Here is a 20,395-nt window from a genome sequence, read left to right on the forward strand (position 1 = left end):
TTGGTGAGTGCGGACGACCTGATAGTCGGGTTCGGGCTGCGGAGCATGGTGTCCGCGGGGGCGGACCTGATCTTGGTCGATGAGGGGGACCGGGCCGACGTGGTGCTGGCCGACCTGCCGGACCTGTCCGAGTGGCGGCTGACCAAACTGGCCAGGCTGACCACCAGGACGCCGGTGGTGGCGCTGCTCGGGGTGGCCAGGGTGCATCAGGCGATCGGCCTGTTGCGGCAGGGGTTCCAGGGGATTCTCTTCCACGAGACCTACACGCCGGAGAGCCTGGCCACGGCAGCCCGTGCCGCGGCCGAGGGCAACCGGGTGCTGGACCCGCTGCTGGCGGTGCCTTCGCTGCCCGGTCCGCGTCAGCCCGACTCGCGGCCGGTGGCCCCGGTCCGGCTGGCCTGCGCCTGACCACGGCGCTCGACCAGCAGGTAGCAGACCGTCCCGATCAGGTAGACCACGACGACGCCGAGCATCACGCCGGTGGAGTGGCCGTCGGCGGGCACCAGCAAGGCAACGGTGCCCGCCGAGACCACCATGCTCACGTTGAACAAGGTGTCGTAGAGGGCGAAGACCCGGCCGCGGGTCTCATCGCCGATATCGCGCTGCGCGGCCGCGTCCACGCACAGCTTGACCACCTGGCCGGCGCCGATGATCAGGAACGAGGACAGCAGCAGCGCGGGCAGCGACAGGGTCAGGGTGAGCACCAGCTGGGTCAGCGCGGCCAGCACCAGCGAGCCGGTGATGGTGGCCCGGCGGCCGACCTTGGCCACCAGCGGCGGGGTGACGAAGGCGGCGGCCAGGATGCTCGCGCCGCCGGCCAGCGCGATCACGCCGACCCCGCCCATGCCCGAGGGCAGCCAGCCCACGTCGTGGAAGGAGTTGCGCAGCAGCAGCACGCCGAGCAGCACCAGTGCGCCGTAGGCCAGCCGGTGCGCGACCAGCGCGACGAACCCGGCGGCCACGCTGGTGGTGCGGGCGGCCGCCCTGGCCCCGTCGATCAGGCCGTGCGCGATCGCGACCAGCGCCCTGGACGGTTCGTTGACCTCGTCCGGGCCGAGCTGGCCGCGCCGGAAGCCGAGCATGATCAGCGCCGCGCCGATCGAGCCGAGCACCGCGATCGCGGTGACTGTGCCGGAACCCGCGTCCCCGGCGCCGAGCAGGGCGCGCAGGCCGATCGCGCTGCCCGCGCCGACCACGGCCATGCCCGCGCCCAGGGTGGCGGCCACCGCGTTCGCCTCGACCAGGTCCTCCTTGGGCACCAGGTGCGGCAGCGAGGCGGACAGTCCGGCCAGCATGAACCGGCTCACGCCCAGGGTGAGCAGCGCGGCCACGTAGAGCGCGGGGCCGGTCAGTCCGCTCAGCACGGCCACCGCGGTGACCAGCACCAGCACCCCGCGGATCACGTTGGACAGCAACAACACCTGCCTGCGGTCCCAGCGGTCCAGCAGCGCGCCGGCGAACGGGCCGACCACCGAGTAGGGCAGGAAGATCACCGCGAACCCGGCGGCCGCGGCCAGTGGGTCGGCCGCGCGCTCGGGGTTGAACAGCACCGCGCTGCCCAGTCCGGCCTGGAAGACGCCATCGCCCCACTGAGCGGTGATCTTGACGCCGAGCAGGCGGAAGAACCCGGGATTGGTCAGGAGATGGCGCAGGCCGGCCCGTGCCTTGTGCGGGGTCTGGCCGCCACCGGCCACGCTGTCTTCGGCCGTCTGCACACACGCAGGGTACGGGGCCGGGTGCGCACCGCGGCACCCCGGACGGGCACCCCGCACTACCTGGTCTTGACGGCGCACGGTGCGGTGCGGCGAACGGCGCGGACGCGGGTGGGATCATGTGCGTCGTGTCTTCCGACGCCGAAGTCGAGCCGGGGTCCCTGCTCGTGGCCACCCCTGGGCTGCTTGACCCCAACTTCCGTCGCACAGTGGTCTACATCATCGACCACCGCGACGAGGGCACGCTCGGCGTCGTGCTGAACCGGCCGAGCGAGGTCGCCGTCCAGGACGTGTTACCTGGCTGGGCCGCGCACGCCAGCCGCCCGCCCGCGGTCTTCGTCGGCGGTCCGGTGGAGCAGAAGACCGCGCTGTGCCTGGCCAATCTCAAGGCGGGCGAGGACATCGACGCCATGGACGGGGTGATCGGCGTCCGCGGCCCGGTGGCCCTGGTCGACCTGGACTCCGACCCGGACGAGCTGGCGCCGCGGATGCGCGGGCTGCGCGTCTTCGCCGGGTACTCCGGCTGGAGCGAGGGGCAGCTGGAGGACGAGATCGAGCGCGGGGACTGGCTGGTGGTGCCCGCGCTGCCCGATGACGTGCTCACCCCGCCGCGGGTGGACCTGTGGGGCCGGGTGCTGCGCCGTCAGGGCATGCCGTTGTCGCTGCTGGCCACGCACCCGGTGGACATCAAGAGGAACTAGCCGCGCCCAGCTTCGAGCAGATCCCGCCGCAGCAGCCGCCGCAACCCTTGGCCGCGGGCTCCGGGTCGGGCAGGGCGTCGGCCGCGCGGTGCCCGAGCATGCCGCCGGCCGCGGTGATCAGCACCGCGCCCAGACCGCCCAGGATCAGCAGCGTCAGGTACAGCCCGGCCTCGGTCAGCGGCGCGGTGACCACGCCGGTCAGCGCCAGCAGCACCCCGGAGACCAGGGTCGGCAGCCCGGCCACCCGGTTGGCCAGCGCGAATGCCTCGTCGCTGCGCATCGAGCGGGCGGTGCGCACGCCGACGTAGGCGTTGCGGGCCAGGGAGCCGCGCATGCCGCGCAGGCCGACCACGGCCAGCGCCACCCCGGCGATGACGAGCAGGAAGGTCACGCTGATTCGCGGCACGATGGCGATGACTGCGAGCTGCTGCACCCCTTGAGGGTAAGCGCCGTGAATCCGGGACTTGCTCGCTACCTTCTCGTCACCGTTGTGAGGTGTGCTGCACCCATGTCTGTACGTATCGGCGCCGCCGGTGTGCTCACCGGTGTTCTCGTGCTCGGTCTTGCCGGCCCCGCCATGGCGGAACCCGCAGGTCAGCGCGTTCGTCTTGTCTCCGAGCAGGTGCTCGGGAAGATCACTTTCCAGGGCACCACGGTCGGCGGCCTCTCCGGCATCGACTACGACCGGCGCACCGGGGAATGGGTGCTGATCTGCGATGACCGCTCCGACCGGCAGCCGGTCCGCTACTACACCGCGCGCCAGGGCAAGGACGGGTTCGAGCTGACCGGCACCAAGCCGCTGCTCCGCCCGGACGGCAGCACCTACCCGAAGCTGTCCCTGGACACCCCCGACCCAGAGGAGATCCGGATCGATCCGCTCTCCGGCGACCTGTGGTGGACCAGCGAGGGTGACCGGCTGCCGCCGGTGCTCATCGACCCGGCCATCCGCCGGGCGCACCGGGACGGCACCTTCGCCGGTGAGCTGCCGCTGCCGGCCAACCTGCACATGTCGGTCGGCGAGCAGGGACCCCGGCGCAACGAGGTGCTGGAAGGGCTGGCCTTCGCCGCGGGCGGTCACCTGGTCGTCTCCACCGTGGAGGGGCCGCTGATCCAGGACGGGCTCTCCCCCACCCCGGCCGCCGGCGCGCTGGGCCGGATCTCGGTGCAGAACCGGGCCGGGCGGCTGCTGTCCCAGTACGCCTACCCGATGGAGAAGGTCTTCGCCGAGCCGGTGCCCGCCGGGGCCTTCGCCAACAACGGCGTGGTGGCGATCCTGCCGGTGGACGAGCACGACCCGCACCGGTACCTGGTGCTGGAGCGCTCCTTCGTCACCGGGGTCGGCAACAAGGTGCGGATCTATGAGATCAACACTGCCGGGGCCACCGACGTCAAGAAGATCGACTCGTTGGCCGGGGCGGAGTTCCGGCCGGTGCGCAAGAAGCTCATCGCCGACCTCGGCGCCCTCGGTCTGTCCACTGTGGACAACGTGGAGGGGATGACCTGGGGACCTCGGCTGCCCACCGGCGAGCGCAGCCTGGTGCTGGTCAGCGATGACAACTTCTCCGCGACGCAGGTCAGCCAGCTGATCACACTCGCGGTGCGCTAACCTGATAGGCGTGAGCACGGCCCACCTGCTTCTTAGCCAGCCGCGCTGACCGACTCTCCGGTCCGCGCGGCAACCCCTCATGCCCTCCCGGGCTGAGGGGTTTTTGGTTGTCAGGGGCAGGCAAACGCAGAGGACATGACATGAGCACGGACCAGGACGCCGTTCCGGCGCACCGTTACACCGCCGCCATGGCAGGCGAGATCGAGCGCCGCTGGCAGGAGCGCTGGGAGTCCAGCGGCACCTTCCACGCGCCGAACCCGGCCGGGTCGCTCGCGGGTGACGGCGAAGTGCCGGCGGACAAGCTGTTCGTGCAGGACATGTTCCCCTACCCGTCCGGGGCCGGGCTGCACGTCGGGCACCCGCTGGGCTTCATCGGCACCGACGTGTTCGCCCGCTACTACCGGATGACCGGGCGCAACGTGCTGCACACGATGGGCTTCGACGCCTTCGGGCTGCCCGCCGAGCAGTACGCGGTGCAGACCGGGCAGCACCCGCGCAAGACCACCGAGGAGAACATCAACACCTACCTGCGGCAGATTCGCAGGCTGGGGCTGGGTCACGACGAGCGGCGGCGGATCTCCACCATCGACCCCGGCTACTACCGGTGGACCCAGTGGATCTTCCTGAAGATCTACAACTCCTTCTACGACACCGCGCTGGGCAAGGCCAGGCCGATCGCCGAGCTGGAGACCGAGTACGCCCAGGGCAAGCGGTCCACCCCGGACGGCCGCGGCTGGTGCGAGCTGACCGTGGCCGACCAGGCGAAGATCATCGACTCGCAGCGGCTGGCCTACCTGTCCGAGGCGCCGGTCAACTGGTGCCCTGGCCTGGGCACCGTGCTGGCCAACGAGGAGGTCACCGCGGACGGCCGCAGCGAACGCGGCAACTTCCCGGTGTTCCGCCGCAACCTGCGCCAGTGGATGATGCGGATCACCGCTTACGCCGACCGCCTGGTGGACGACCTGGACCGGCTGGACTGGCCGGAGAAGATCAAGTCCATGCAGCGCAACTGGATCGGGCGCTCGCACGGCGCCAGGGTCCGGTTCGCGGCCGGGGACAGCGCGATCGAGGTCTTCACCACCCGGCCGGACACCCTGTTCGGCGCCACCTACATGGTGCTGGCGCCTGAGCACCCGCTGGTCGACGAGATCGCCTCCGCGCAGTGGGCCGACGACGTCGACGCGCGCTGGACCTCCGGCGCGGCCACTCCCGGCGCGGCGATCGAGGCGTACCGGGCCGCGGCGGCCCGCAAGTCCGAGCTGGACCGGCAGGAGAACAAGGACAAGACCGGCGTGTTCACCGGCGCGTACGCGGTGAACCCGGTCAACGGCAAGCAGATCCCGGTGTTCATCGCCGACTACGTGCTGATGGGCTACGGCACCGGCGCGATCATGGCGGTGCCCGGCCAGGACTCCCGGGACTGGGAGTTCGCCACCGCCTTCGGCCTGCCGATCATCCGCACCGTGCAGCCGGGCGAGGGGCACGAGGACGGCCCGTTCCTGGGCGACGGCCCGGCGATCAACTCCGAGTTCCTGGACGGCCTGGCCGTCGGCGAGGCGAAGAAGACGATCATCGAGTGGCTGCAGGAGCGCGGCGCCGGCGAGGGCACCGTGCAGTACAAGCTGCGCGACTGGCTGTTCTCCCGGCAGCGCTACTGGGGCGAGCCGTTCCCGGTGGTCTACGACGAGGACGGCCGGGTGCACGCGCTGCCGGAGTCGATGCTGCCGGTGGAGCTGCCCGAGGTCGACGACTACTCGCCGCGGACCTTCGAGCCCACCGATGCCAACTCCGAGCCCTCGCCGCCGCTGTCCCGCGCGACCGAGTGGACCACGGTCGAGCTGGACCTGGGCGACGGTGTGAAGAAGTACCGCCGGGACACCAACACCATGCCGAACTGGGCTGGTTCCTGCTGGTACCAGCTGCGCTACGTGGACCCGGACAACAGCGAGCGGTTCGTGGACCCGGCCAACGAGGCGTACTGGCTGGGCCCGCGCCCGGCCGAGCATGGCTCCACCGACCCGGGCGGCGTGGACCTGTACATCGGCGGCGTGGAGCACGCGGTGCTGCACCTGCTGTACTCCCGGTTCTGGCAGAAGGTGCTGTTCGACCTGGGCGAGGTCAGCTCGGACGAGCCCTACCGCAAGCTGTTCAATCAGGGCTACATCCAGGCCTACGCCTTCACCGACGCGCGCGGCAGCTACGTCAATGCGCACGAGGTGGAGGAGGTCGACGGGAAGTTCTTCTGGCAGGGCCAGGAGGTCAACCGCGAGTACGGGAAAATGGGCAAGAGCCTGAAGAACGTGGTCACCCCGGACGAGATGTGCGACGGCTACGGGGCCGACACCTTCCGGCTGTACGAGATGTCCATGGGCCCGCTGGAGGTCTCCCGCCCCTGGGCGACCAAGGACGTGGTCGGCGCCCAGCGCTTCCTGCAGCGGCTGTGGCGCAACCTGGTGGAGGAGAGCACCGGCGAGCTGCGGGTCACCGAGGACACCCCGGACGAGACCGCGCTGCGGCTGCTGCACAAGACCATCGCCGGGGTCCGCGAGGACTACGCGGCCATGCGCTACAACACCGCCGCGGCCAAGCTGATCGAGCTGAACAACCACGTCACCAAGGCGTACGCGGCCGCGGCCGGCACCCCGCGCGCACTGGCCGAACCGCTGGTGCTGATGCTGGCCCCGCTGTGCCCGCACCTGGCCGAGGAGCTGTGGGCCAGGCTGGGCGCGGACACCTCGCTGGCGCACGGCCCGTTCCCACAGGCCGAGGAGCGGTACCTGGTCGAGGACAGCATCGAGTACCCGGTGCAGGTCAACGGCAAGCTGCGGTCCAAGGTCGTGGTGGCCGCCTCGGCCGGTCAGGACGAGATCAAGGCCGCGGTGCTGGCCGATGAGAAGGTCGTCGCCCTGCTGGACGGTGGCGCCCCGCGCAAGGTGATCGTGGTGCCCGGCCGGCTGGTCAACCTGGTCGTGTGATCGCTGTCGGTGGGGCGAAGTAGCCTGCCCGCATGACGTGGACGTGGGACAGATTCGTGGGTGGTGAAGACCCGCGAATCTTCCACTTCACCCACATCGACAATCTTGCGGCAGTCCTTGAACACGGCGCTCTCGTCGCCGATTGCTCGATGCGTGCAGCGGGTACGCGCTGTTCGGAGACTGGGAATCCGGAGATCAAGCAGCGCAGACGGTTTCGAAGTGTCTCGGTGCAGCCAGGTGGCGTGGTTGGTGACTACGTTCCGTTCTATTTCGCGCCGCGATCCCCGATGCTGTTCAAGGTGGCGAGAAAGAACTTCGCACAAGGTCGCCGAGTGCAAAATGAGCTGATCTACCTGGTCAGTCGTGTATCGGCGGTCGAGGCCGTCAGGCCGGTGGTGTGTTCGGATCGCAATGCTGCTGCGAGCCTCGTCGAGTTCAAGTCGGGAACCGCAGGCCTGGGGCACCTTGTCGATTGGGACCTCATGCGTAGCGCGATGTGGAACGACACAGACGACGACCCCGACCGTCGGCAGCGGCGGATGGCTGAACTGCTGGTACACGAAAGTGTGCCAATCGGGTGTCTGACAGGTATCGGTGTGCGTGGAACCGAGGTCGCTGAGCGCGCGATTCGGTGCCTAGCTGGCACAGCACTGGCGCGTCTCGAGGTAGCTGTGTTAACTGATTGGTACTTCGACGAACGGGGGTGGCAGCCATGATAAGATTCGCGTCCGGAAACATGCTGAAGCAGGACGTCGAGGCCATGGTGAACCCGGTGAACTGCGTCGGAGTACTGGGTAAAGGGCTTGCCCTTCAGTTCAAGCGCGCATTCCCGGAGATCGTGCGGCCGTACGAGGAAGCCTGCCGGTCGGGTGATCTTCGCCCTGGCACCGTGCACGTGGTCGACCTGGGTGAGGGGAACACGCCACGCTGGATTTTGAATGTCCCGACCAAGCGCCACTGGCGTCAGCCGAGCCGACTGGATGATGTGGAGTCAGGCACGGCGGAGCTTGCTGCAATCGTCCAGCGACTGGGGATTCGTTCGATCGCGGTACCGCCGCTAGGGTGCGGTAACGGTGGGCTTCCCTGGGAGTCGGTTCGCGTCATCTTGTTGCGTTACCTGGGAGACCTTACTGAAGTTCAGGTTAGTATTTTCTCTCCCGAGGGTGCTCCGCCGCCTGAAGAAATGCTGAACCGTACCAGCGCTCCTGAATTGGACGGGGATGCTGCTAGCCTGCTGGCTTTGCTCGCCGAATTTCTCAGGCGCTCCGCACCTTTTCGGGTTGAAGAGCGTTCCGATACGCTTGCCAGAATTGAGATTCAGAAGCTCTCCTACTTTGCTCAGGTCCGCGGCGGCCTGATTGAGAAGAGATTCGACAGAGGTCATTACGGTCCGTACTCGCATGAGCTGGAGCGGCAGCTGAGGAGCTGGGAGGGGCATTTCCTGCTCGGCTACGGCGATGGCACGGACAAGGTTCTCGAATTGCGTCCGATCAGGCTGCTGGCGGAGGCGGTACGCACCGCGGATGAGCTGGTAGGCGAGGAGCAACGCGAGCCTATGTGTGACGTCCTCGATCTTGTTGAGGGCTGGGAGAACACCTACGAGCTTGAGCTTTTGGCCACCACGTTGTTCGTGCATGAGGAAGGGACGGCCGCGGACCCGGCTACCGCGCACGTGGTGATCGACGGCTGGAAGAAGACGCCCGAGAGGTTGTTCACTGCTCGGCATATCCGGCTTGCCTGGGAGCATCTGGTGGGTATGGGTTGGATTGGCGCGCGGTCCCCAATCAACGCTTGAGCTGGCTAAGACGGCTCTGGCAGGCCGACCTCCCGGCCCAGTTCGGCGATCATCGACTCGAACAGGGTCTCGGCGTTGTTGAGGGCGAACGGGAAGCGGCCGAAGACCTCCAGCGCCACGTGCCCGTAGAGCCGGACCCAGCACTGCAGGATCAGGTAGACCGTGGACAGGCCGAGCTGGTCCGCGGTCAGTTCGACGCCGGTCTCGGCCAGGGATTTCAGCAGGTCCTCGCGGTAGCCGCGCAGGTCCGCCACGAGTGCGGCCGGCACCTCGTTGGTGCCCGCGGCCAGTGACTCGTTCTCGGCCAGCATCTTGCCGGCCACGCCGAGGAAGACCTTGCCGAACTGGTCCTCGCCCAGGGTCTTGCGGCCGCCGCGGGAGCTGTTGTTGACCTCCACCTCGGGGGAGGCGAAGACCAGCGCGAACTCCTGCGGGTGGGCCAGGGCCCAGTGCCGGAAGGAGCGGAAGACGGTGAAGACCTTGCCGACCACGTTGCCCTCGGGCACCGCGGCGAGCTGCGGGCGCAGGTCCTCGGCCAGGTCCGCGCAGATGTCCTCGACCAGCTGGCGGAGCAGGTCCTCGCGCGAGTCGTAGTAGCGGTAGAGGGCCGGCGCGGTGATGCCCAGCTCGCGTGCGATGGCGCGCAAGGTCACCGCGTCTCGGCCGTGCCCCACCAGCAGGCGACGGGCCGCCGCACGGATATCACGCTCGGTGTGAGCGCGCAGCCGTTCTCGGCGGGTGGCCTCCGTCATAGTTCACCCCTTCGGGTTGTAAACACCGTTCACTCTCGCCTATGGTCACCGACGGTAGGTGAACACCGTTTACTGACCTCGCGTTCAACAGGCACGGTAGCCGCTGGCTACGCCACCCGACCAGTTTTGCCGGAGGGCCGGAAATGTTCCTTTCCTGGGGATCGGTGGTGCATCGGCGCCGCTGGGTGGTGCTCGTCGCCGCCGCACTGCTGACCATTCTCGGCGGCGCGTGGGGCAGCGGCGTCTTCGACAAGCTCACCCAGGGTGGTTACGAGGATCCGACCAGCCAGGCGATCACCGCGGTCAAGACCGCGGACGCGGCGCTGGGGCGGCAGACCGGCGACGTCGTGGTGATCTACGAGGCTCCCAACGGCGGCTCGATCGACGATCCGGCGCTCGGCCAGAAGATCAACGACAAGCTCAAGGAACTGCCGAGTTCCGAGGTCAGCCGGGTGGTCTCCTACTGGATGATCCCGGACCCGGCCATGCGCGCGGCCTTCGCCGACAGCGGGCACAAGCGCGGCCTCGCGGTGATCACCCTGACCGCGGGCGATGACTCGAACAAGATGCTGCGGGCCTACGAGAAGATCAAGGACAAGCTCGCCGTCGACGGCGTGACCAGCCAGATCGGCGGGTTCGCGCCCACCGGCGCCGCGATCAACACCAGCTCGCAGAACGACCTGATCACCGCCGAGCTGGTGGCGGTGCCGATCACCCTGCTGCTGCTCGTGCTGATCTTCGGCGGCCTGGTCGCCGCCGCGCTGCCGGTGCTGGTCGGCGGCCTGTCCATCCTCGGTTCGCTGGGCCTGCTCAACCTGCTGACCAGCTTCGTCGAGGTGAACACCTTCGCGGTGAACGTGGCCAGCCTGCTCGGCCTGGGCATGGCGATCGACTACGGGCTGTTCATGGTCGGCCGCTTCCGCGAGGAACTGGCCACCGGCCGCGAGCCCAAGGACGCGGTGCGCCGCACCGTGGCCACCGCCGGCCGCACGGTCGCCTTCTCGGCAACGCTGCTGGTCATCGCGCTGGCCGGACTGCTGCTGTTCCCGCAGGGCTTCCTCAAGTCGGTCAGCTACGGCGGCATGGCCGCGGTCGCCATCGCCGCACTGGTCTCGCTGACCCTGCTGCCCGCGCTGCTGGCCGTACTCGGCCGCAAGGTCGATGCGCTCGCCCTGCCCTGGCGCAAGCGGGCCGCGACCAAGTCGGTGGAGGAGGAAGGCCGCGGCTGGCGCAAGCTGGGCCTGGCCGTGATGAAGCGCCCGCTGCTGTTCGCGGTGCCGATCATCGCCGGCCTGCTGCTGCTCGGCACGCCGTTCCTGTCGGCCAGCTTCGGCGAGGTCACCGAGAAGGTGCTGCCCGCGGGCAACCCGGCCAGGGTCACCGCGGAGACGCTGAACCGGGACTTCCCCTCGGTGAGCAAGGACGCCGCGCAGATCGTGTTGCAGGGCAAGGACGGCAAGGCCCCGGACCAGGCCGCGGTGCAGAAGTTCGTCGGCGAGGTCGGCAAGGTCTCCGGCGTCACCAACGTGGCGCCCTCGGGCGCGGGCAAGGACGTGGTCACGCTGACCGCGAAACTGCCCGGCGACGTGCTCAGTGACCAGGCCAAGAACGCGGTCAAGGAGATCCGGAACCTGACCCCGCCCACCGACACCAAGGTGCTGGTCGGCGGCATCAGCGCCCGGGTGCTGGACAGCCTCAACGCGATCACCGCCGGCCTGCCCTGGATGGTGCTGGTCATCGTCGGCGCCACCCTGGTGCTGATGTTCCTGGCCTTCGGCTCGGTGCTGCTGCCGATCAAGGCCGTGGTGATGAGCGCGCTCAGCCTCTCCGCCACCTTCGGCGTGCTGACCTGGGTCTTCCAGGACGGCCACGGCGCGGACCTGTTGAACGTGACCCCGGGTCCATTGGAAGCGGGCATCGTGGTGCTGATGGCGGCCGTGGTCTTCGGCCTGTCCACCGACTACGAGGTCTTCCTGATGTCCCGGATGGTCGAGGCCAAGAGCAAGGGCGCCAGCAACGAGGAGGCGGTGGCCACCGGCCTGGCCCGCACCGGCCGGGTGATCAGCTCGGCCGCGGTGCTGCTCATCGTGGTGACCGGCGCCTTCGCCTTCGCCGAGGTCACGATGATGCGCTTCGTCGGCGTCGGCATGATCCTGGCCCTGGCCCTGGACGCCACCGTGGTGCGGATGCTGCTGGTCCCTGCGGTGCTCAAGCTGATGGGCAACGCGGCCTGGTGGGCCCCTGGTCCACTGCGCCGGTTGCAGCAGCGGGTGGGCATCCAGGAGAGCGACGACATCGAGGAGAACCCGAAGTCCCAGGCGCCGCAACCAGTGCGCTGACTCGTGGTCACGGCGCCCGGACACCTCTGTCCGGGCGCCGCCGCGTCTGATCAAGATTCACGTGAAACCAGCTCACCGGAACAGCGCGGCGCCCAGTGGCCGGTCCGGGCTGAAGCCGGGCAGCACCAGGAAGGTGCCGGAAGCGGTCGCGGTGGCGTAGCGCATCAGCGCGTCGCCCTCGTCCAGCCGGTGCTGGGTGGCCACGAAGGTGCGCAGCTCGCGCTGGAAGCAGACGAAGAGCAGGCCGCGATCGGCCGGGCCGTCGTCGTAGCTGTAGGAACGGCGCAGCATCAGGCCGGAACCCGAGGTCAGCGGGTGTGCCCGGCGGACGTGCGAGTCGGCGGGGACCAGGTACTCGCCGTCGGCGGACTTCGCGGTCAGGTCGATCTCGGCCGCCGGCCCGCCGCCGGAGAGCGGTTCCGAACTGTCCCGGCGCCGCCCGAACACCGCTTCCTGCCGTGGCACCGGCTGGGCCAGGAAGCCGGGGACGTCCAGGCGCAGGCGGCGGATGACCGCGATGGTCGCGCCGGAGTCGAGCCAGACCTCGCGGCGGAGTTCCGCATCCCCGCGGGGGACCACGATGCCGTCGGTGAAGCCGAAGATGTTGCGGGCCGCGCCGTCCGGGCGGGATTCGCCGCGGAAGGCGGTCTGCCGCCAGCGTGGGCGCAGGTCCAGTTCGCGCAGGAGTTCGGTGACCGCGAGCGAGACGACCAGCGGGTCGCCGGCGCAGACCTGGAGCATGAGGTCGCCGCCGCGGTGGTCGGGGCGGATCTGCTCGCGGGCGAACGGGGGTAGGTCGGTCGCGCCAGGCTGGCCTGGGGTGATGGTGGCGATCACCTGAGGGCCGAGGCCGACGGTGATGGTGAGGTCCGCTGGTGGCAGGCCCGCGAGCGCGCCGGGGGCGGTGGCCAGGGCCGCGGAGGCTGGTGTGCCAGGGGCGGTGGCCGGTGCAGCGGGCGCGGGGGTGGGGTTTGTCAGTGCCGTGATGCGGTCGCCGAGGGTGCGCAGCAGTGCTCGCCAGTCCGCGCCGGGGGCGTCCCATACCGAGAAATCGCAGTGTCGCTGGGCAACTGCCGGGCTGGCCACGCCTGCCTGGTGCGGGCCGTGTGTCCGCGGGCCACTCGCCGGGGTGGCCGGTGCGTCCGGGAGGTGGCAGCCGGCCAGCAGGCCGGTGGCGCCCAGGCCCAGGAGCAGGCCGCGGCGGGACAGCGGTGGCGTCACGGGGCGCATTGTGCCGGGGCACATTGGCTACTCCGGGCTACTGGGCGGGAAAGTCGCCCGACCGGGGTCCCCCTTCGAGTGAGGCTTGCGGTGGGAGGGGGGTTCCGGGGGTGTGCTGGCCCTAGGATTCCGGCGCTGTGCGAGCCGTTTTCCTGCGTGCCGCCGGTCTGCTCGCGGTTATCGTGCTCGGCTCCGGATGTGCTTCCGGCACTGCCGGTCAAAGCCCGGTCCGCCCCGCCACCGACGGCCCGACCACTGTCCGGGTGCCCCGTGACGCGCCCACGATCCAGGCCGCGGTGGATGCCGCGCGCGAAGGCGATCTGGTCCTGGTCTCCCCCGGCACCTACCGGGAGACGGTCCAGATCAAGCGGGCCAACCTGGTGCTGCGCGGGGCCGAGCGCAATGCGGTGATCATCGACGGCGAGGTGCGGCGGGCCAACGGGATCGTGGTCACCGCGCCGGGTGTCGCGGTGGAGAACCTGACCGTGCGCAACCACACCCTCAACGGGGTGCTGGTCACCGGCATGTCCGACACCGCGGGCGGGGTGGCCAGGGGCAGCACCGGGTACCGGCGGCTGGACACCTCGGTCTTCCCACCGCTCAAGGGTTTCCGGGTCTCCTACGTCACCGCGGGCAACAACGCGCTCTACGGCATCTACGCCTTCGACGCCCAGCACGGGATCATCGAGAACAACTACGCCTCGGGCAGCGCGGACTCCGGCATCTACGTCGGCCAGTGCAAGCCCTGCCACATCGTGGTGCGGGACAACGTGGCCGAGCGCAACGCGGTGGGCTACGAGGGCGCCAACGCCTCCACCAGGATGTACGTGCTGCGCAACCGGTTCGTGGCCAACCGGGTCGGGCTGACCAGCAACTCCGACTACCAGGAAGCCCTGGTGCCGCAGGAGAACGCGGTGATCATGGGCAACCTGATCGGCAACAACGCCGAACCAGCCTCGCCCGCGCAGGCCGACGGTGGCTTCGGGCTGGGCATCGGCATCGCCGGCGGCAGCCGGAACCTGGTGTCCCGCAACCGGATCGTCGGCAACCCGGCCGCCGGGCTGGTGCTGGCCTCCAGTGAGGACCTGCCGCCCAACGGCAACCGGATCGAGGGCAACGTGTTGTCCGCCAACGGGATCGACCTGGTCTACGCGGCCTCCACCCGCGCGCCCGGCGCGGGGAACTGCCTGCGGGACAACCGGATCGGCGCCACCCTGCCCGCCAGACTGGACACCGTGCTGGCCTGTCCGCAGCCGGAGACCGCCCGGCCAGGAGTGCCCGCGCCCCGGCTGCCCGCGCCGAGGGGCATCTCCTTCCGCGCGGTGGTCCAGCCACCGCACCTGCCCGACCTGCCCTCGGCCGCCACCGCACCGGGTGTGCCAGCCGGTGCCGAACTGCCGCCGGTCGACCTCGATCGGATCTCGGTGCCCGAGACCGCCTTCCTCGCCGACTGCTCTGGAGTTCGACTGTGAAACCCCGCCGGGTCCGGCTCATCGCCGCCATCATCGTCTTCGCGCTGCTCCTGGTCCCGCTGCTGGGTGTGCTGATGAGCTGTGCCCGTCCCGGCGAGGCCATGCCGCGCTCGCTCAGCAGCGCCGAGGCCGAACGGCTGGCCCTGGTGCGCTTCATCAACTACGAGTCGCGGACCTCCTCGGTGCGCGCGGCGGTGCCCAGTGCGGCCGGCGTGCTGGTGCTGGACGGGCGGGTCGACTTCGTCGAGCACATCGGTTACGCCGCGATGCGCACTGAGGGCCGCTCCGACGCCGCCTCGGCCGGACTGCTCCAGTGGAATCCGGAGGTGCTGGCCTTCCGCGCGGGCACCGGCCAGGTCGCGGCCGATCCGGTGCCCGGCAACGGCTGGCAGGTCCGGCCGGTCCAGCGGGCCGGCAATGACCTGGACACCACGCTGAACCTGCTGGTCAACCTGGCCGCGGACCGGCCGGACAACGCCCAGCTGCTGCAGCAGAGCAGTGCCCGCTGGCTGCGTGCGGACAAGGTCGGCGACACCGCGGTGGACGTGTTCGAAGGGCCGCAGCAGCCGGGCAAGGAAGCCACCGGGCGGCTGCGCTACTGGGTGGGCGGGGACGGACGGCTGCACCGGCTGGAGGCCAGGATCGGGACCAGCGAGCAGCCCGCGCTGATCGACTTCAGGCCCAATGCGGCGCCGATCACACCGATTCCGGCGATTCGGGCTTGAACCTGACGCGACGTCAGCTCCTACCGTCATCGACGTGAACGGGGAAACCAAGCGGTGGAGCGTCGGGGAACTGGCGCGGGCCACCGGACTGACCGTCCGCACGCTGCACCACTACGACCAGATCGGGCTGGTGCAGCCGAGCGAACGGACCTCGGCTGGCCACCGCCGGTACACCGCCGCTGATCTCCAGCGGCTGTACCGGGTGCGCGCGCTGCGTTCCTTCGGCCTCTCGCTGGAGGACGTGGGCGCCGCACTGCAGGGGGCCGCCGCCGATCCGGAGGTGCTGCGCGAGGTGCTGCACACCCAGCTCGGCCAGCTCGACAACCAGGTTCGCGCCGCCCAGCGGCTGCGTGAGCAGGTGCGCTCGCTGCTGGAACGGCTGGACGGATCGGTCTCCCCGGACGCCGCGGAGTTCCTACAAGTGCTGGAGTCGATGACGATGATCGAGAACTACTACACCGAGGAGCAGCTCGACCAGCTGGCCCGCCGCCGGGAGGAGATCGGCGAGGAGACCATCAAGGAGGTCGAGAACGAATGGCCACGGCTGTTCGCCGAGATCGACGCCCTGGTGGCCGAGGGCGCCGAGCCGACCGACGAGCGTGCGGTGCGCGTGGTCGAGCGGATGGACGAGCTGATCTTCGCCTTCCACGGCGGGGATGAGGGCATCAAGGCCGCGGTGGAGAAGATGTGGGCCGAGCAGGGCGAGCAGATGCGCGAGCAGCAGTGCGGTCCCTCCGCCGAGGTGAACGCGTTCCTGACCGCGGTGCGCGCGGCCAGGGGCTGAAGTTGTGCACCGGTCCCCGGACAAGCTGTGGACAACTGGGGATCAGTTGTGGAGAAACCTGCTGGCAGGTTGCTCCTCGTGGGTGAAAATTGCCGCTCTGAGCTGCATGTTCTAGTTATCCACAGCTTGGTCGCGGCCAGTTTGTAACGCGGACTGAGTAGTCCTGCGGATTTACCAACGTGTGCACAGGCCGCACCCTGTCGCACATGACCGCTCAACCGGTGTTGCGTGTGGCGCAGGAACTCCGTGAGATGGGCCTGCGGCTGCAGGCGCTGGAAACGGAGCTGCGCTCCGCGGTGCAGGCAAGCACGGGACAGGCGCCGCCCGTGCCGGCCGCCCCGCCGCCACCGGCTCCGACCAGGCAGTTCCCGGCTCCGGCCGGGCTGCCCCCGACGATCCAGGCCCCGATGCCGGTCCCGATGGGGCCGCCGCCGGTGCCGATGGGCCTGCCGCCGGGCGCGATCCCGCCCTGGCAGCCCCCGCCACCACCCCCGCCGATGGACCCGGCCGCGCGGCAACGCCGCAACAGCCGGATCGTCACCTGGGTCGGTGGCGGCGTCACCCTGCTCGGCCTGGTGTTGTTCCTGGTCCTGGCCGCGCAGCGGGGTTATTTCGGCCCGGTGCCCAGGGTGGTCGGCGGTGCGCTGCTCGGGCTGGCGCTGGTCGGGCTCGCGCTGCGGGCCTACACCCGGCCCGGCGGGCGGACCACCGGGTACGCGCTGGCGGCCACCGGCTTCGCCGCGCTCTACCTGGACATCGTCGCGGCCACCTCACTGCACGACTTCCTGCCCGCGCAGGGCGGACTGGTCGCCGGACTCGTGGTCACCGCGGCCGGGCTGTGGCTGGCGGTGCGCTGGGACGCCCAGCCGCTGGCCGTCGGCGTGGTGCTGGGCGCCGCGCTCAGCGCGCCGATGCTGACCATGGCCTTCACTCCGCTGCTGGTCGGGTTCCTGATGGTGCTCGCGCTCGCAGCCGCCCCGGTGCAGCTGATCCGGCAGTGGTCCGGACTGATCGCCGCGGCCACGCTGCCCGCGCTGCTCGGCTCGGTGGCCGCCAGCCTGCGGGCCATCCTCACCGAGGCGGAGCAGTACGCCACCATCGCGGTCGGCTTCGGCGCCGCGGTGCTGGCCATGCTGCTGGCCGCGGCCGCCGCCCGGCAGCGCCCCGCCGACCCGGTGCCACTGGTGGTGCTGGCCTCGGCCGCGGTGCCGCCGCTGCTGTCCGCCGGCATCCTCAACCAGGTCGGCGCGACCAGGGTCGCGCTCGGCTTCGCCCTGGTGGCCTTCGCCTTCGCCGCTGCCGGCAAGTGGCTGACCAGGCGGTTCGCCATCACCTCGGCCGCACTCGGGCTGATCGGCATATTCCAAGCGATCATGACCTACGCCGAGGGCAACTCCCGCTCGCTCACCTTGCTCGGCTGCGCGCTGGTGCTGGCCGGACTGGCCTGGTGGCAGCGCAGCAGGCTGCCGCTCTTCGGCGCCCTCGGCTACGCGTGGACCGGGTTGTTCGCCGCGCTGATCGGCACTATCCCGGTCAAGCTGCTCATCCGCGAACCCGTCGCGCTGGTCGAGGTGAGCACGCCGGTGGCCGGGTTGCTGCTGGCCGCGGTGGCGGTGGCGGTGCCGGTGGCCGCCTACCGGACCGGGCTGCTGCGCGGTCCGGCGGAAAGCGCCGACCAGCGGGCGTTGTGGCTGATCGCGGCGGTGATTGCGCTCTACGGCACGGCTACCGCGGTGCTCGGCACGGCGCTGCTCGCGCTGCCCGACCGGGACGGCTTCCTCACCGGGCACGTGCTGGTCACGCTCAGCTGGACCGTGGCCGCGCTGGTGCTGCTGCTGCGCGGCATCCGCTCGGCGCACCTGCGGGTCACCGGGATGGTGCTGCTCGGCATCGCGCTGGCCAAGCTGTTCCTGTTCGACCTGGCCGCGCTGGACGGACTGGCCAGGGTGGCCGCGGTGCTCGGCGCCGGACTGGTGCTGCTGGTGGTCGGCACCCGGTACGCCCGGCTGGTGGCCGCGGTGAAGGAAGAGGGCGAGGTCGCGAGCTAGAACGGCACGCCGCAGCGGAGCAGGATGTTGGCGTACGGGCTGGCCTCGCCGGTCCGCACGACCAGCTTCGCGCCGGAGACCCGGCGCTTGAACTCCTCGTGGTCCACCCGTTCCAGCTCGGGCAGCCGCTCGGCCATGGCCACCGCGCAGCTCGGGTTGGCCGCGCTCATCTCGCTGGCCACCAGCGCGCTTTCCACGACCAGCTCGCGCAGCAACCCGTCCAGCACGTCCAGGAAGGTCGGCACGCCGAAGGAGAAGGCCAGGTCGATCAGCTTGGGGCCGTCCGGGATGGGCAGGCCGCAGTCGGCGATCACCAGTTCGTCGGTGTGACCGAGCCGGGCCAGCGCGGCACTCAGCTCGGCGTGCAGGATGCCGCCGCGTTTCACGCGCGCACCTCGCTGCGGGTCGGGTAGGAGGGCTGCGCGCCGGGGCGGGTCACCGAGATCGCCGCCGCGTGCACCGCGAAGGTGGCCGCGGCCAGCAGCTCATCGCCGGCGGAGAGCCGGGCGGCCAGCGCGCCGGCGAAGGCATCGCCCGCCCCGGTGGTGTCCACCGGACTGACCCGGGGCGCGGCCACCGTGGACACGCAGTCCGGGGTGGCCACCACCGCGCCGCGGCCGCCGAGGGTCACCACCACCGAGCGCGGCCCGAGCGCGAGCAGCGCCTCGGCCAGCGCCGGACCGTCCGCGCTGGTGGTCTCCGCGCCGAGCAGCCAGCCTGCCTCGTGCTCGTTGACGATCAGGGGGTCCAGCGCGGCCAGCGCGTCCGCGGTGAGCGGGCCGGGCGGGGACAGGTTGAGCACCGTGCGCACCCCGGCGGCGCGGGCCAGTTCGATGGCGCGCAACGCGGCGGGCATGGGCACTTCCAGGGACACCAGCACCACGGTGGAGATGGCGATCACCGAGGCGGCGCGGTCGATGTCCGCGGTGGTGAGCGTGCCGTTGGCGCCGGGTGAGACCACGATCGAGTTCTCCCCGTCCGGGGTGACCGTGATGTGTGCGATGCCGGTGGGCCGGTCGGGCGTGCGCACGTGTTCGGTGCGCACCCCCGCCGACCGCATCGACTCCAGCAACAGCTGGCCGTGCTCGTCATCGCCGACCGCGCCCAGGAAGGCCACCCCGGCGCCGAGCCGGGCGGCCGCGACCGCCTGGTTCGCGCCCTTGCCGCCGGGCGAGACCCGCAGGTCAGAGCCCAGCACGGTTTCACCGGCGGCGGGGCGCCTGGCCACCGTGGTCACCAGGTCCGCGTTGGCGGACCCGACCACCACGATGTCGGTGAGCGCGGTCAGCGATGTGATCACTTCTTGAACTCGGCCAGGTTGTCCTTGGTGATGACCTTGACCGGGACGGAGATCTTGGCCTCGGTCTTCTCGCCCTTGGCCGCCTTCACCGCCTGCTCGATGGCGAGCTTGCCCAGCTCGGCGGGCTGCTGCGCCACGCTCGCGGAGAGCTTGCCTGCCTCGATGGCCGTGATCGCGTCCGCGGTGCCGTCGAAGCCGACGACCTTGACGTCCTTGCCCGCGCGGTCACCCAGTGCCTGCACCGCGCCCAGGGCCATGTCGTCGTTCTCGGCGAAGACGCCCTTGGCGCCTGCCTGCGCCTGCAGCAGGTCGGTGGTCACCGACATGCCCTTGGCCTTCTCGAACTCCGCGGTCTGGGTCGCGGCGACCTTGATCCCGGCGGCGTTCTTGATGTTGGTGGTGAAGCCCTGGCCGCGGTCGCGGCTGGCCGAGGTGCCCAGCACGCCCTGCAGGTGCAGCACGTCGCCGGTGCCGACCAGCTTGGCCAGGGTGTCCGCGGCGAGCTGGCCGCCCTGGACGTTGTCCGAGGCGATCGAAGCGGCCACGGTGGCGTTGTTGATCGTCCGGTCCACCGCGATGACCGGGATCTTGGCGTTCTCCGCGAGCTTGGCGGCCGGGGTCGCCTGGTCGGAGTCGACCGGGTTGATGATGATCGCCTTGACGCCCTGGCTGACGAAGTTCTGCACCTGGGAGAGCTGGGTGGCAGCGTCGTTCTGCGCGTCCTGGACGACCAGCTTCACCTTGGCGCCGTCCGCGGCCTTCTGGGCCGCGTCCCGCAGGGTGGTGAAGAAGGTGTTGGACAGCGTCGACAGGGTCACGCCGATCACGGTCTCACCGGAACCGGAGTTGCCGGTGCCTGCGCCGCCGCCGCATGCCGCGGTGAACGCCAGGGTCGATGCCGCCAGGGTGGCGAACACGGCGCGGTTGAGCATCTTCATTCGGGGTTACCTTTCCTTGCCTACCGG

At 70.3% G+C, this 20,395-nt stretch carries 18 protein-coding genes; 11 read left to right on the forward strand and 7 right to left on the reverse strand.

Annotated elements, in window-relative coordinates:
- The first annotated feature begins 3 nt into the window (after positions 1-3).
- Complete coding sequence (locus tag MZC64_RS00060; RefSeq protein WP_247755025.1) at positions 4-408, forward strand: hypothetical protein; 405 nt, start codon at positions 4-6, stop codon at positions 406-408.
- Here the strand turns inward: MZC64_RS00060 and MZC64_RS00065 are convergent.
- The gene (locus tag MZC64_RS00065) at positions 360-1,715 is read right to left on the reverse strand and encodes an MFS transporter (protein WP_247755026.1); all 1,356 of its coding nucleotides are present in this window, start codon (positions 1,713-1,715) and stop codon (positions 360-362) included. The two genes, MZC64_RS00060 and MZC64_RS00065, sit on opposite strands and share 49 nt — an antisense overlap.
- Positions 1,716-1,831: 116 nt before the next feature.
- Here MZC64_RS00065 and MZC64_RS00070 point away from each other — a divergent pair, with 116 nt between their 5' ends.
- On the forward strand, positions 1,832-2,413 hold the full coding sequence (locus MZC64_RS00070) for a YqgE/AlgH family protein (RefSeq protein WP_185001001.1): 582 nt from the start codon (positions 1,832-1,834) through the stop codon (positions 2,411-2,413).
- Here the strand turns inward: MZC64_RS00070 and MZC64_RS00075 are convergent.
- Positions 2,400-2,846 (reverse strand): SdpI family protein, encoded by a 447-nt coding sequence (locus MZC64_RS00075; RefSeq protein ID WP_247755027.1) that lies wholly within the window; start codon positions 2,844-2,846, stop codon positions 2,400-2,402. The genes MZC64_RS00070 and MZC64_RS00075 overlap by 14 nt on opposite strands.
- A 75-nt stretch (positions 2,847-2,921) precedes the next feature.
- On the opposite strand from MZC64_RS00075, the gene MZC64_RS00080 reads away from it, so the two are divergent.
- From MZC64_RS00080 to MZC64_RS00095, 4 genes are all read left to right on the forward strand, one after another.
- On the forward strand, positions 2,922-4,019 hold the full coding sequence (locus tag MZC64_RS00080) for an esterase-like activity of phytase family protein (RefSeq protein ID WP_247755028.1): 1,098 nt from the start codon (positions 2,922-2,924) through the stop codon (positions 4,017-4,019).
- Between the two features lie 140 nt (positions 4,020-4,159).
- Positions 4,160-6,994 carry a leucine--tRNA ligase gene (leuS, locus tag MZC64_RS00085; protein ID WP_247755029.1) on the forward strand — a complete coding sequence of 945 codons (2,835 nt, stop codon included), beginning with the start codon at positions 4,160-4,162 and terminating at the stop codon, positions 6,992-6,994.
- Between the two features lie 32 nt (positions 6,995-7,026).
- Complete coding sequence (locus MZC64_RS00090) at positions 7,027-7,710, forward strand: DUF4433 domain-containing protein (RefSeq protein ID WP_247755030.1); 684 nt, start codon at positions 7,027-7,029, stop codon at positions 7,708-7,710.
- A gap of 20 nt (positions 7,711-7,730) precedes the next feature.
- Complete coding sequence (locus tag MZC64_RS00095) at positions 7,731-8,789, forward strand: macro domain-containing protein (protein WP_247755031.1); 1,059 nt, start codon at positions 7,731-7,733, stop codon at positions 8,787-8,789.
- Positions 8,790-8,794: 5 nt separating this feature from the next.
- Here the strand turns inward: MZC64_RS00095 and MZC64_RS00100 are convergent, their stop codons facing one another.
- On the reverse strand, positions 8,795-9,541 hold the full coding sequence (locus tag MZC64_RS00100) for a TetR/AcrR family transcriptional regulator (protein ID WP_247755032.1): 747 nt from the start codon (positions 9,539-9,541) through the stop codon (positions 8,795-8,797).
- Between the two features lie 167 nt (positions 9,542-9,708).
- Between MZC64_RS00100 and MZC64_RS00105 the strand changes: the two genes are divergently transcribed.
- On the forward strand, positions 9,709-11,880 hold the full coding sequence (locus MZC64_RS00105) for an MMPL family transporter (protein WP_247755033.1): 2,172 nt from the start codon (positions 9,709-9,711) through the stop codon (positions 11,878-11,880).
- 72 nt (positions 11,881-11,952) lie between these two features.
- On the opposite strand, the gene MZC64_RS00110 is transcribed toward MZC64_RS00105, so the two are convergent.
- The gene (locus MZC64_RS00110; RefSeq protein WP_374205578.1) at positions 11,953-13,110 is read right to left on the reverse strand and encodes a Dyp-type peroxidase; all 1,158 of its coding nucleotides are present in this window, start codon (positions 13,108-13,110) and stop codon (positions 11,953-11,955) included.
- A 128-nt stretch (positions 13,111-13,238) separates the two neighbouring features.
- On the opposite strand from MZC64_RS00110, the gene MZC64_RS00115 reads away from it, so the two are divergent.
- From MZC64_RS00115 to MZC64_RS00130, 4 genes are all read left to right on the forward strand, one after another.
- Positions 13,239-14,573 carry a right-handed parallel beta-helix repeat-containing protein gene (locus MZC64_RS00115; protein ID WP_247755035.1) on the forward strand — a complete coding sequence of 445 codons (1,335 nt, stop codon included), beginning with the start codon at positions 13,239-13,241 and terminating at the stop codon, positions 14,571-14,573.
- On the forward strand, positions 14,570-15,298 hold the full coding sequence (locus tag MZC64_RS00120) for a hypothetical protein (protein WP_247755036.1): 729 nt from the start codon (positions 14,570-14,572) through the stop codon (positions 15,296-15,298). Before MZC64_RS00115 ends, MZC64_RS00120 begins: the two co-directional genes overlap by 4 nt.
- A gap of 34 nt (positions 15,299-15,332) precedes the next feature.
- Positions 15,333-16,082 (forward strand): MerR family transcriptional regulator, encoded by a 750-nt coding sequence (locus tag MZC64_RS00125; protein WP_247755037.1) that lies wholly within the window; start codon positions 15,333-15,335, stop codon positions 16,080-16,082.
- A 206-nt stretch (positions 16,083-16,288) separates the two neighbouring features.
- Positions 16,289-18,130, forward strand: a complete 1,842-nt coding sequence (locus MZC64_RS00130) for a DUF2339 domain-containing protein (protein WP_282104609.1) — start codon at positions 16,289-16,291, stop codon at positions 18,128-18,130.
- On the opposite strand, the gene rbsD is transcribed toward MZC64_RS00130, so the two are convergent.
- From rbsD to MZC64_RS00145, 3 genes are read right to left on the reverse strand one after another with little or no spacing between them, the layout of a single operon-like run.
- Positions 18,127-18,516: a D-ribose pyranase gene (gene rbsD / locus MZC64_RS00135; RefSeq protein ID WP_247755038.1), complete on the reverse strand. Its 390-nt coding sequence runs from the start codon at positions 18,514-18,516 to the stop codon at positions 18,127-18,129. The genes MZC64_RS00130 and rbsD overlap by 4 nt on opposite strands.
- A complete protein-coding gene (rbsK, locus tag MZC64_RS00140) occupies positions 18,513-19,430 on the reverse strand; it encodes a ribokinase (protein WP_247755039.1) in 918 nt (305 codons plus the stop codon). Before rbsK ends, rbsD begins: the two co-directional genes overlap by 4 nt.
- Positions 19,427-20,368 (reverse strand): substrate-binding domain-containing protein, encoded by a 942-nt coding sequence (locus MZC64_RS00145; RefSeq protein ID WP_247755040.1) that lies wholly within the window; start codon positions 20,366-20,368, stop codon positions 19,427-19,429. Before MZC64_RS00145 ends, rbsK begins: the two co-directional genes overlap by 4 nt.
- Between the last annotated feature and the right edge of the window lie 27 nt (positions 20,369-20,395).

Origin of the sequence: Crossiella sp. S99.2 (assembly GCF_023094165.1) — a bacterium.
GTDB lineage: Bacteria > Actinomycetota > Actinomycetes > Mycobacteriales > Pseudonocardiaceae > Crossiella.

Excerpts from the sequence above, each read along its gene's own strand:
- MZC64_RS00095 (WP_247755031.1), top strand. The coding sequence starts at position 7,731 with ATGCTGAAGCAGGACGTCGAGGCCATGGTGAACCCGGTGAACTGCGTC.
- MZC64_RS00145 (WP_247755040.1), bottom strand. The coding sequence starts at position 20,368 with ATGAAGATGCTCAACCGCGCCGTGTTCGCCACCCTGGCGGCATCGACC.
- leuS (WP_247755029.1), top strand. The coding sequence starts at position 4,160 with ATGAGCACGGACCAGGACGCCGTTCCGGCGCACCGTTACACCGCCGCC.
- MZC64_RS00100 (WP_247755032.1), bottom strand. The coding sequence starts at position 9,541 with ATGACGGAGGCCACCCGCCGAGAACGGCTGCGCGCTCACACCGAGCGT.
- MZC64_RS00080 (WP_247755028.1), top strand. The coding sequence starts at position 2,922 with ATGTCTGTACGTATCGGCGCCGCCGGTGTGCTCACCGGTGTTCTCGTG.
- MZC64_RS00130 (WP_282104609.1), top strand. The coding sequence starts at position 16,289 with ATGACCGCTCAACCGGTGTTGCGTGTGGCGCAGGAACTCCGTGAGATG.
- MZC64_RS00110 (WP_374205578.1), bottom strand. The coding sequence starts at position 13,110 with ATGCGCCCCGTGACGCCACCGCTGTCCCGCCGCGGCCTGCTCCTGGGC.
- MZC64_RS00070 (WP_185001001.1), top strand. The coding sequence starts at position 1,832 with ATGTGCGTCGTGTCTTCCGACGCCGAAGTCGAGCCGGGGTCCCTGCTC.
- MZC64_RS00090 (WP_247755030.1), top strand. The coding sequence starts at position 7,027 with ATGACGTGGACGTGGGACAGATTCGTGGGTGGTGAAGACCCGCGAATC.